The sequence below is a fragment of the Aquimarina gracilis genome (assembly GCF_035285365.1).
GTDB lineage: Bacteria > Bacteroidota > Bacteroidia > Flavobacteriales > Flavobacteriaceae > Aquimarina > Aquimarina gracilis.
The window spans coordinates 396,822-408,710 of the sequence record NZ_JAYKLX010000001.1; the positions used below are offsets into that span (position 1 = coordinate 396,822).

Genomic DNA, 11,889 nt, shown 5'->3' on the forward strand with positions numbered 1-11,889 from the left:
TTTTAGCAATTATGAGTTATTAAACTTTACCTTTGCATCAAATTAATTTGTAATGAGAATGTTAAACATAAAATCCAATATTTTCTTATTAAGTTTTTATCTATTAGGAACTTTATCATTAATTGCTCAGGACAATTCAAATTCTCCAATTAATGAGCCAAATTCAAACAATTTTGTTCCTATAACCTACAACCCACAACCTGAAGCCATTGTAACCATAAATGAGGATCCAAGAATTAAAATATTGCTTAATTTAAAAGCAAAAATGGAGAAAGAAGGAGATTTTAGTGATCGTTATAAAATTCAATTGTATTATGGAAATTTAAATAAGGCAAACGAAATCATGGAAACCTCAAAACAGGAATTCCCACAATGGGACTCTTCTATCAAATGGGAAACACCTAACTTTAAAGTTTGGTTAGGCAATTACAGAACAAGGCTAGATGCAGATAGAGCTCTTAAAGAAGTTCATGAAAAATTTCCAAATGCTTTCATTTTTAAACCGGAGTAAATTTTCTATTGCACATATAAAAACAAAAAACCTCTATGTGATCATAGAGGTTTTTTCTATAGTATTAAAAACTAATTGAATTATAGTTTTTTCTTCACTGCAACTTCTTGATAAGCTTCAATCACATCGTCTACTCTAATATCATTGTAGTTTTTGATTTGCATACCACAATCATATCCTTTACTCACTTCTTTAACATCGTCTTTAAAACGTTTTAATGAAGCCAGCTCACCTGTATAAACAACGACTCCTTCTCTTATCAATCGAATTCCAGAATTTCTGAAAATCTTACCACTTTGAACCATACATCCGGCGATGGTACCTATCTTAGAAATCTTGAACGTTTCTCTAATTTCGGCAGTACCTGTAATTTCTTCTTTCATCACAGGAGAAAGCATTCCTTCCATTGCATCTTTAAGATCATTTATAGCATCATAAATGATAGAGTATGTCCTGATGTCGATTTCTTCTTTATCGGCAACTTGTCTTGCATTCCCTGCAGGTCTTACATTAAATCCAATAATAATTGCATCTGAAGCAGAGGCCAACAACACATCACTTTCAGTAATCGCACCAACTGCTTTGTGTATAATATTTACATGAATCTCTTCTGTCGATAATTTTTGGAACGAATCTGTTAATGCTTCAACAGAACCATCCACATCACCTTTCAGAATAATATTCAACTCTTTGAAATCTCCAAGCGCGATACGTCTTCCAATCTCATCGAGCGTAATATGTCTTTGCGTACGTACAGATTGCTCTCTATGTAATTGCGCTCGTTTTGCCGCAATATCTTTAGCCTCACGCTCATCTTCAAGCACATTAAATTTATCTCCGGCCTGCGGCGCTCCATCAAGTCCTAAGATAGAAACTGGAGTAGAAGGCCCGGCTTCTTTAACATTATTTCCACGCTCATCCTGCATTGCCTTCACCTTACCGCTATTTTTCCCGGCAAGGACATAGTCTCCTACGCGCAGCGTTCCTGTTTGTACCAAAATAGTAGAAACATATCCTCGGCCTTTATCCAAGAAAGCTTCAACTACGGTACCTGAGGCTAATCGATTCGGATTAGCTTTCAACTCAAGAATTTCAGCTTCAAGAAGCACTTTTTCAAGTAATTCTTTCACTCCTAATCCTGTTTTTGCTGAAATATCATGAGATTGTATTTTACCCCCCCAATCTTCAACCAACAGGTTCATAGAAGCCAATTTTTCTTTGATTTTATCAGGATTCGCCTCTGGTCTGTCAATTTTATTAATTGCAAACACGATAGGAACTCCCGCAGCCTGGGCATGACTTATCGCCTCTTTGGTTTGTGGCATCACGTCATCGTCTGCTGCAATCACAATAATTGCTAAATCTGTAACCTGAGCACCACGAGCACGCATTGCGGTAAACGCTTCGTGACCAGGAGTATCTAAGAATGCAATCTTCTGACCATTTTCGAGCTGCACTCCATAAGCACCGATATGCTGAGTAATCCCACCGCTTTCGCCTGCGATTACATTTTCTTCTCGTATATAATCAAGTAAAGAGGTTTTACCATGATCTACGTGACCCATTACAGTTACAATTGGGGCCCTGTTCACTAAATCTTCTGGAGCATCTACAACTTCTTCTATAGACTCTTCGATATCTGCAGTCACAAAATTAACTTCAAATCCGAATTCATCTGCGACTATAGATAGTGTCTCAGCATCCAAACGCTGATTCATGGTCACCATAATACCAAGAGACATACACGCAGAAATTACTTCAGTTGTAGAAACGTTCATCATGGTAGCTACTTCAGAAACTGTAACAAATTCGGTTACTTTAAGTACTTTACTTTCCTGTTCTTGCTGTGCTACGTCATCTTCTGCTTTCTGACGGTGTTGATCTCTTTTATCTCTACGATATTTTGCCGCTTTTGACTTGTTAGATTTACCCTGTAATTTCTCCAGAGTTTCTCTAACCTGTTTTTGTACTTCTTCTTCGCTTGGCTCCTCCTTTACAATTGGCGGTCTTTTTCCTTTAGCAGGACCACGACCTCTTCCACCTTGTCCACGATTTCCACCATGTTGACCAGGTCTTCCATTTCCTCCACCTTGGGCACCACCACTTTCTTTACTTATTCTTCTGCGACGTTTTTTAGGATCTGATCCAGCACCAGCTTTCTTATCGGTTTTATCCTCTTTTTTCTTTGCAGGCTTTTTAAACTGAGTTAAGTCAATTTTCTGACCAGTAAAGTTAGGCCCATCCAACTTTTTATATTGTGTTTTAACTGTTCCTGTTTCTGCAACCGAATCAGCTTCTGGTGCTTTTTTATCCTCCTTACTTACAACCGGTTGTTCTGGTTTTGAAGGTTTTTGTTTCTCTTCTTTCGGAGGTGCCGGTTTTGTAATTTTAATTCCCTTTTTTGCAGGTCTATTAGAAACTACTTCGGGCTCTTTCTTTTTTGGTTCTTCCTTTTTTGGAGCAGTATCGATCTTTTGCTCGGGCTGCGACACTGTTTCTTCCTTTTTCTTTCCTAAATCAATTTTACCAACTTGTTTAGGACCTGTTATTTGAGCTTTGGCTTTTACAACTTCGCGTGCTTCGGCTTGCTTACGCTTTTCTTCCTGCTCATGCTCAATCTGCACACGTAAAGCTTCTTTCTCTTTCCTCTTCTCTTCTCCAACTTCTTTTGAAGCTACCTTTTTACTTTTATCAGTCTGAAATTCATCACACAAGAGCTGATAAATTTCTTCCGAAATTTTTGTGGTAGGACGCGCATCAATATCATGACCTTTTGAACTCAAAAAGTCAACAGCCCGATCTAGCGAGATATTGAACTCACGAAGTACCTTATTTAATCTCATTGTTTTTGCTTCAGCCATAAATGCCTCTTATTTTATGCTCAAATATAAATTAATTGAGTTTATTAATCCTCAAATTCTGATTTTAATATTTTGATTACTTCACTTACTGTTTCTTCTTCAAGGTCTGTTCGTTTCACCAAATCTGATAAATCCTGCTCTAAAATACTCTTGGCAGTATCCAATCCAATTTTGGCAAATTCTTCTATAATCCAAGAATCAATCTCATCAGTAAACTCTGTAAGCTCTACATCTTCTTCTACACCTTCTCTAAACACATCGATCTCAAAACCAGTCAACTGACCAGCTAATCTTATATTATGTCCTCCTCTACCAATCGCTTTTGAAACCTCTTCAGGTCTTAACATTACTTCGGCTCTTCCATTATCTTCATCAATTTTGATCGAAGTTACTTTTGCCGGACTAAGTGCTCTGGTGATATATAATTGTACGTTATTAGTATAATTAATAACATCGATATTTTCATTACCTAACTCTCTCACGATACCATGTATACGAGAACCTTTCATCCCAACACAAGCTCCTACTGGATCAATTCTATCATCATATGAGTCCACAGCAACTTTGGCTTTTTCTCCAGGAATCCTTACTACTTTCTTTACAGTAATTAGTCCGTCAAAAACTTCAGGGATTTCAGATTCGAATAATTTTTCCAGGAACAACGGTGATGTTCTAGACATAATAATCGAAGGTTTGTTACCTTTAAGCTCTACCGACTCGATTACTCCTCTTACATTTTCACCTTTACGGAAAAAATCTGAAGGTATCTGCCTGTCTTTTGGTAAAATAATTTCATTCCCTTCATCATCAAGCATAATAATAGCTCGATGACGTATATGATGCACCTCTGCAGTGTAGATTTCTCCTTCTAACTCTTTAAACTGCTTATATATATTCGTATTGTCATGTTCATGGATTTTAGAAATCAGATTTTGACGTAGTGCCAAAATCGAACGTCTTCCCAAATCAATCAACTTTACTTCTTCTGAAACATCTTCCCCTACCTCAAAATCAGGTTCTATTTTTTGTGCTTCAGTAAGTGATATTTCTTGATTACTATCTTCAACCTCTCCATCTGCTACAACAACACGGTTTCTCCAAATCTCTAAATCTCCTTTATCGGGATTTATAATGATATCGAAATTATCATCACTACCAAATTTCTTTTTTAGAGCATTTCTAAATACATCTTCCAAGATCGACATTAGTGTCACACGATCTATAAATTTATCATCCTTGAATTCTGAAAATGATTCTATTAATGCGATATTTTCCATATCAATGTGTAATTAAAATGTTATCATAACTTTTGCTTCAACAATATTTTCATAAGCTATTACAGCTTCTTTTGTAACAGTAACTTTACCTTTTCCTACGGGTTTAGGCTCTCTTATTTTCCAGGTTAAAGTAATGTCTTTATCTGTAGTTGAAATTAATTGCCCCTCCACGGTTTCTTCTGCGGTTTTTACTTTTAATTTTCTACCCGTATTTTTTTTGTATTGACGAATATGCTTTAAGCCTTCTGAAACTCCTGCCGACATCACCTGAAGCGAAAAATCTTCTTCTTCTCTATCCAAATTATGCTCGATCCCTCTACTTATTGCAATACAATCTTCAACCTTTACCCCATTATCCCCATCAATAATAACCTCAATATTATTATCTGGACTGATTTTAAAATCGATTAAAAACAACGAAGGATGCTCTACAAGTGCTTCTTCTAATAATTTTTGAGCTTTATCTTTCAATGACATAAATAGATAAAAAGAGGGGACTTTTCGTCCCCTCAATCTGGTTTTTTAATTTCAACGGTGCAAAGATAGTAATAATATCTTAGATTCAAAACATGATAAAGAATGAATTTATTTCGTAAATTTAAGATATGCAAATCTGGGGTAGTTTTCTAATTTTAAAAGAATTACATATCAATTCTAATTCGTTCCTATTTGATAATTGCTCTAAAAACCAATGATTAACTAACTTATTTCAAAAAAGCAATATTATGATTAAAAGTATACTTGTGCCTACCGATTTTTCTCAGCAAGCCGAAAGCGCACTTAAAGTAGCCGCACAAATCGCAAAAAAAAATAATGCCACAATTTATTTGCTTCATATTTTGGAGCTCCCAATACACCTTACCGATCTTATGGCATCGGGAGCGCCCGCACCTGCACCCGAAGCTGTTTTTTTTATGAAACAAACACATAAAAAATTCGAAGAAGTTATGGATCAAGACTACCTAAAAGGCATAGAAGTTGTCGAAACCGTAAGTTTTGAAGATGTAATGCATGGGATTATAGACTCTAGCACAAAAAATGATGTAGACATTATTATTATGGGATCCCATGGCTCAACAGGTTTTGAAGAGTTGTTTATTGGATCAAATGCCGAAAAAATTGTTCGTACGTCAAAGAAACCCGTTTTGGTGATTAAAGAAGACTGCGATATTTATAATGTTCAAGACTTTGTTTATGCTACAAATTTTGATGATGAAGATAAGCCCTCTTTATTGGCAGCAAACAATTTTGCCAAATCTATAAGTGCAAAACTTCATTTGGTTTGGATCAACACCGCCAATGGTTTTAAAACTACTTATGAGACCGAAACAAAAATGAACAACATGATAGCCGACCTGGCTATTGATAATTATACCCTGAACATATATAATGATATTACGGTTGAAAAAGGAATTCTAAATTTTGCAGATTCTATTAAAGCAGGTATGATAGGAATTAGTACACATGGCAGAAAAGGAATATCACATTTTATTAACGGTAGTCTTGGCGAAGATGTAGTGAATCATGCCAAGCGACCTGTACTTACTTTTAAAATCTAAAACAAAGTTTTAGTTGAATACATAAAAAAGAGTAATATTAGTTATTGCTCTTTTTTTATGCAAAAAAAACAAAATGCCAGACAAGAGCTGCATATTCAGGCAAAAAACCCTACAAAATAAGGCTTTTAGCTCTTTTCAATTTACTCCCAACCCCATAATTTTATCACTTAACAACTTAAATTTAGAATTATGCCACATTATGCGCAAGGAACTGCTGGATGGACAAAATTAAAGAGCTATCAAGCAATATGGGATCCAAAGATAGATCTAGGAAAATTTTATTTCACTACGTTTCAAGGAAAACGAGAAGAAACTCCATACATGACTTCAGAAAATTTTGCCCGTGTAATCGACATTCTAAGAAATGAAAGTCCAGTATATGGCAATGCGAGCACTGGATCGGTAACCACACAAGGCGAAGGTATAGGAGACGAGGAAAGTTAAACCAAATAACAAATTTAGGAGGAGGTAAATTTAAACGAGCAATAAAACTATTGCATCCACAAATCACGATTAAATCTTAAGGGGAACTGCTTCCCCTTATTTTTTTATCTTTTAATCTATTAGAACAGATGTTAAAGTTTGATCCTTTTTTCCATTATCATTCACAGCAACGACAAATACATAAACTCCAGGTCCAACAATAAGAGGATCAACTTTAAAATTAGATTCTTTCAGGTTTGTAACCGGTTGCCCATAGCTAGTAAGACCCATTGCCACCACAAAAATGATAGCTAATATTAATTGCAGTTGTTTTTCATGGTTTTATTCTATGGTTATTTTTTTAACTACTTTGCCCCCTGTTATGGTTGTTATTTCCAGTACATATATACCGCTAGGCAAATGGCTTACATCTATTTGTAAGGTGCGTGCGGAATGCACATGGACACCTTGGGCATTGTATATGTTCACCTGCTGTAACGATTCTCCATCACTCAATTCTATATTGATATAATCTTGTACGGGGTTGGGATACACCGTAACATCATTTATATAGACCGGTGTTTCTTTACTTTTTAAAGTGGATGCCACCACTACCTTAGCACTGGTGCTTTGTCCCGCAACCCCACCCTCTGTAATCGATTTAAAGCCTGTCCACCCGGCAGCTAGATATGCACCTTTCTTACCTGCAGGCACTATTAAGTCTATTTGGTTACGATCTGCATTAAGAAAAGCATCTTCATTAAGCAACGGTGTAATGGCACCCTTTACCTCCACTGCTACAAGATCTGGGTTATCCCCAAAAGCCTCTCTCCCAATACTGGTCACACTTTTCGGTAGGGTCACACTGGTCAATTGGTTGCCATTAAAAGTAGCGCCCCTAATACTGATCACACTGGTCGGTAGGGTTACACTGACCAAAGAGTTATACGCAAAGGCACCATACCCAATACTGGTCACACTGGTCGGTAGGGTCACGCTGGTCAATCGGTTTTCATGAAAGGCACCTCTCCCAATAGTGGTCACACTGGTCGGTATGGTCACACTGGTCAGGTAATTAAGAGCAAAAGCATAAATCCCGATATTGATCACACTGTTTGGTATGGTTACACTAGTCAAGGCGTTTTCTTCAAAAGCACTATCCCCAATACTGGTTACACTGTTCGGTATAATCGCACTGGTCAAGTTGTTGCCCTTAAAAGCACTATCCCCAATACTGGTTACACTGTTCGGTATGGTCACGCTAGTTAATTGGTTATCCCTAAAAGCTTCATCGCCAATAGTGGTCACCGTGTAAAACCCTTTAACCCTTTTGGGAATATTAACATCAACGTCCGTACCTGTATAGTCTATGGCCATTACTGTATAGGGCAGCAATGATCTTATTTGGCATGTGATGTCACCATCGGTAAAGGTATCTCCTAGTACTGCACTTGAGATGGATTTAAAGCCCGTCCACCCTGCAACTAGATAATCATCTTTCTTACCTACAGGTACTATCAGGTCTATTTGATTACGGTTTGCGTTTGTAAAGGTATTTGTCTGAATTGAAGGAGGAACTGTGCCCTGTGACACCACTATGGCAAGGTTTGGGTTGTTGAAAAAAGCATAACCCTCAATACTGGTAACGCTGTTGGGAATGACCACACTGGTTAAGGTGTTGTTTTTAAAAGCATTTTCCTCAATACCTGTAACTTCAAAGTTACTTGCCTGAGGAGAGGTTGCGTTTTCCGGGATGTTTACGTTGGTAGCTGTCCCTCTATAATCTACAATTATTACTCTGCCTGGGTGGTGCGAAATTACTTTGTATGCGATATCGTCAGAGGTAAATTCATCACCTAATTGTTGCCCATAGCCGGCAAGGTTCACTGACATCATAAAGATGATAGGTAATATCAACTGTAGTTGTTTTTTCATAAGGTTCTATTTTTTATGATTTTTATGTTTACCCGAGATCAAAGAATAGATATACAGAGGAAATATCAAACAATTAGTGCTAAACCCCTTTAAAAATGGGATGTTACAAGGTGCTTTTGGGACAATAGAAACCCTGTAATCCCCTTTTACCCCTTGTTCGTCCCGGTTTTAAACGGTATGAACACATTTTATCGTTCGATCTCGTATTAAAGACCCATATTTGTTGTCAACAAACGTTTATCAAAAAGACTATGCGCAATGGATTGATTAACGTGGGGTTAAATCACCCATTGGTTTACAAGGGACAAAGTTTTTTTTATTCACGGTTTTGGTTAATAGTAGCGGCGGGGATTTGCAGTAGTCATCCCCGTCGTTTTTTTCTGAGGCAAAGTCCTTCTAATAATGCCTGTTATGCACGTCTCAAGGCATTGGAAACCAAGGGAACGAACTGTATTTAGCTGTCACAAAAACAGAATAGACAGGCAATGGAAGGAAAAAAGCAGTTGAGATATTATACTGATCAAAGAAGCATCCTGGAAATCAAAAGAACAGGAAAAGCACCAAAGCGATATTTAGTATCACCAAAAATAGGATGAAATCAGCCAGTGGCCTTGATAACGTTCAATGTATAGAGTCATAGCGAAAAAATCAGTACGAAAAAAAAGTATGTATTAGATTGTATTACAACAATTAGAGACCTGTCCTTATTGTTGCCCAAAAACGCCTAATCATCGTATTAAGGTAAAGTAACCCTTAACAACATTTTGTTCAATTTCTATACGATACCAATAACTTGAAGAAGGCAGTAGGCGGTTGTTGAACATACCGTCCCAAGAAAAGTTTTTGGCAGTGGATTGGAACAATAATCTTGAAGCGCGATCAAAAATACTGATTTTGAAAAAATCGACAAACTCCGCTCCTTCGAGACTGAAACCATCATTGATGCCATCTCCATTTGGAGTGAAAAAACGTGGAATTACAAGATGGATAAACCGCAATTGTACCTCATCACAACCACTTCTACTCCTTACAAAAGCGTTATATGCCCCACCCCGTAAGTTTTCAAAGAAGGGTGTTTCCTGATAAATAAGACCATTGAGAGAATATTCAAAATCTCCAGAATTGAGCGTTAAAATGGTCAAATCCCGGTGGTCTGACACTACCCTGTCTATAACCGGATTGTCAATTTGTGAAAGTTGAATCGTTTTGGTGCCAGAACAACCATTTCCATTAGTGACAACAACAGTATAGGTGCCGGGAGAAGCTACCACTATTTCCTTGGTCGTTTCTCCGGTGTCCCACAAATAGGAAGCATTGGTAATGCCTGCTGATAACGAAATTGATTGTCCCTCGCAGAAAGTCAAACTTTCGTCCTCCACGACAGGTAAATCAAAATAAGTAATCGATACAGCGGTTCTTGTATCTGAAAAACAGCCCGGAATTTTTGTGACGGCCTCCGCATAATAAGTTCCACTGATTTTGGTTTCATAAAAGGGACTTTCAGCTTGCAATAGGTTCCCTCCTACTGGGGCATCATACCAATTGGCAGTAATGCCCTTTGACACAGATACAAGTACTCCTCCCGGATTGTCTGCACAGAGTGAAACATCCCCCATTGAGGTAGGGGCATTTGGCTTGCCTTCAATAATGACTTCAAAAACATCGGATAACGCATTGCATTTCGGATTGGAAAGGTTAATAGGGTCCTCTGCAACTTTAACCCTGTATGAAGTAGTACCGAAGATAGGAGAAAAGATATAGGTTGAGTTGGTCTCCCCAACAATATCTATCCAGGTAACGCCATCCATACTTTCTTGCCATTGATAAGCATGGGTACTGTAAACGGAAAAATCTGGGTTTGCTGTAAGCTCTACTGAGAGAGGTGCATTTTCTTCGCACGCACTTAGAATGTTTGTGTTGTTGAATGTATCTGCAAGCATGATTCGATCTCCACAGGCCCTAAAAATAATATCATCAATAGCCAGATCATTGCCGCATCCCCCTCCGCCGTTGTTCAACATTTTTAAAATGACCGAGGTTTGACCCGGCAAAGTCTGGAATACCAGGGCATATTGTTCCCAAACGGGAGAAGCTGTACCGTGGATATCACCTGTATTTCCAGAGGCCAATAGTCTGGTATCGGTGCTATCCCAAATTTCAAACCCTACATTTACTGGGATCCCATTGCGACTACAACTAGACACTGGAAGTAAATTGATAAGCCAAGAGGAAAACTCATATGAAGTGTTCTCACAAAGCCCGGTAATGGTTTGCCTAAAAAACTCTCCAACAGTAAAACTGGCATTCACTATAAAAGATTTTCCGTTGGTATCTCCTGGAGTGCGATCATTTACATCATGCCAATCGAAATAATTCGTTGTACTGGATAGGGTATATTCACCATCATCAGGTGGGCCATTTACGTAAGTATAGGTTGTGGTGCCTGCAGGCAAAGCAGGTCCATTTGGAACACCAGTGCCAAAATCTTCTGTAAAAATGGCATCGCCATAATTACCGCCGCAAAAACCCAATTGCGCATTCGATTCTTGGAAAAAAAGACCAAATAAAACCAGAAAAAAAAGTAAATAAATTCGCATTCTTTTGGGAAAATTTGCCTCTTATGGTAAGATGTTGATATAAACTAAGATGACTCCTTTAAAATTATTCTAATCAAAAATTACTCCTTATGCACAAACTATCCTATAAAAAGTGCTGAGACCCATTAAAACTGGGACAAAAAAAAAGTAAAAAGGGATTGTGGAATCTGAATATTTTCCAATTTTTGAGCGGTCACCTAAAAATTTGGTGTTTTGACTTTTAGTTTTTTCCGAAACCACATTTTGAATAAATCATCTGTTAATGAAAAAGAATGGCTAAAGAATAGAAGTAATGTTTGTCGATTACCAATCCCAATACAACAATCAATAAGACAACTCATTAACCGCTTAGATCATTAATAATTCATATATTGATGATATTGAAAAACATCAGAAAAAGTAAATGAATGTTATACCACTAAAAAAACAAAAGCCCTGAGTGATTGCATACTCAGGGCTTTGCTATGTTGGCCTACTAGGGCTCTAGGATACACTTCTCGCCCGTAAAAAACATTTATTTTCAAAAAATAAAAAAAAGGAACAACCTAAAATTAGTTGTTCCTTTTATGTTGGTCTACTAGGGCTCGAACCTAGACTCTTCTGGACCAAAACCAGACGTGTTGCCAGTTACACCATAGACCAATGCGTCATTGCGGGTGCAAATTTAAAACTTTCTTTTTGCTCTGCAAATATTTTTTTAAAAAATATCTTTCTAAAGACTAATTT

9 protein-coding genes and 1 tRNA gene are annotated in these 11,889 nt (G+C 37.4%); 3 read left to right on the forward strand and 7 right to left on the reverse strand.

Translation table 11 applies throughout. The features are described 5' to 3' along the window. Nucleotides 1–52 precede the first annotated feature (52 nt). The gene (locus tag U6A24_RS01645) at nucleotides 53–511 is read left to right on the forward strand and encodes an SPOR domain-containing protein (RefSeq protein ID WP_324178193.1); all 459 of its coding nucleotides are present in this window, start codon (nucleotides 53–55) and stop codon (nucleotides 509–511) included. An 80-nt stretch (nucleotides 512–591) separates the two neighbouring features. Here the strand turns inward: U6A24_RS01645 and infB are convergent, their stop codons facing one another. Genes infB through rimP form a run of 3 tightly spaced genes read right to left on the reverse strand, consistent with a single transcriptional unit; the run spans nucleotide 592 to nucleotide 5,126 of the window. Then, entirely contained in the window at nucleotides 592–3,372 is a 2,781-nt protein-coding gene (gene infB, locus U6A24_RS01650) for a translation initiation factor IF-2 (protein ID WP_324178194.1), read from the reverse strand. A gap of 44 nt (nucleotides 3,373–3,416) precedes the next feature. Next, entirely contained in the window at nucleotides 3,417–4,649 is a 1,233-nt protein-coding gene (gene nusA, locus U6A24_RS01655; RefSeq protein WP_324178195.1) for a transcription termination factor NusA, read from the reverse strand. Between the two features lie 12 nt (nucleotides 4,650–4,661). Then, nucleotides 4,662–5,126, reverse strand: a complete 465-nt coding sequence (rimP, locus tag U6A24_RS01660) for a ribosome assembly cofactor RimP (RefSeq protein ID WP_324178196.1) — start codon at nucleotides 5,124–5,126, stop codon at nucleotides 4,662–4,664. Nucleotides 5,127–5,374: 248 nt separating this feature from the next. On the opposite strand from rimP, the gene U6A24_RS01665 reads away from it, so the two are divergent. Both U6A24_RS01665 and U6A24_RS01670 read left to right on the forward strand, forming a co-directional pair. Then, nucleotides 5,375–6,208 carry a universal stress protein gene (locus U6A24_RS01665; RefSeq protein ID WP_324178197.1) on the forward strand — a complete coding sequence of 278 codons (834 nt, stop codon included), beginning with the start codon at nucleotides 5,375–5,377 and terminating at the stop codon, nucleotides 6,206–6,208. A 189-nt stretch (nucleotides 6,209–6,397) separates the two neighbouring features. After that, nucleotides 6,398–6,652 carry a hypothetical protein gene (locus tag U6A24_RS01670; RefSeq protein WP_324178198.1) on the forward strand — a complete coding sequence of 85 codons (255 nt, stop codon included), beginning with the start codon at nucleotides 6,398–6,400 and terminating at the stop codon, nucleotides 6,650–6,652. 111 nt (nucleotides 6,653–6,763) lie between these two features. Here U6A24_RS01670 and U6A24_RS01675 read toward each other — a convergent pair whose 3' ends face one another. From U6A24_RS01675 to U6A24_RS01690, 4 genes are all read right to left on the reverse strand, one after another. Further along, nucleotides 6,764–6,922: a hypothetical protein gene (locus U6A24_RS01675; protein WP_324178199.1), complete on the reverse strand. Its 159-nt coding sequence runs from the start codon at nucleotides 6,920–6,922 to the stop codon at nucleotides 6,764–6,766. 51 nt (nucleotides 6,923–6,973) lie between these two features. Next, nucleotides 6,974–8,566, reverse strand: coding sequence for a leucine-rich repeat protein (locus tag U6A24_RS01680; RefSeq protein ID WP_324178200.1), 1,593 nt, complete (start codon nucleotides 8,564–8,566; stop codon nucleotides 6,974–6,976). A 728-nt stretch (nucleotides 8,567–9,294) separates the two neighbouring features. Further along, on the reverse strand, nucleotides 9,295–11,163 hold the full coding sequence (locus U6A24_RS01685) for a T9SS type B sorting domain-containing protein (RefSeq protein WP_324178201.1): 1,869 nt from the start codon (nucleotides 11,161–11,163) through the stop codon (nucleotides 9,295–9,297). A gap of 569 nt (nucleotides 11,164–11,732) precedes the next feature. Beyond that, nucleotides 11,733–11,805: transfer RNA gene (locus U6A24_RS01690), tRNA-Gln, on the reverse strand. Nucleotides 11,806–11,889 lie beyond the last annotated feature (84 nt).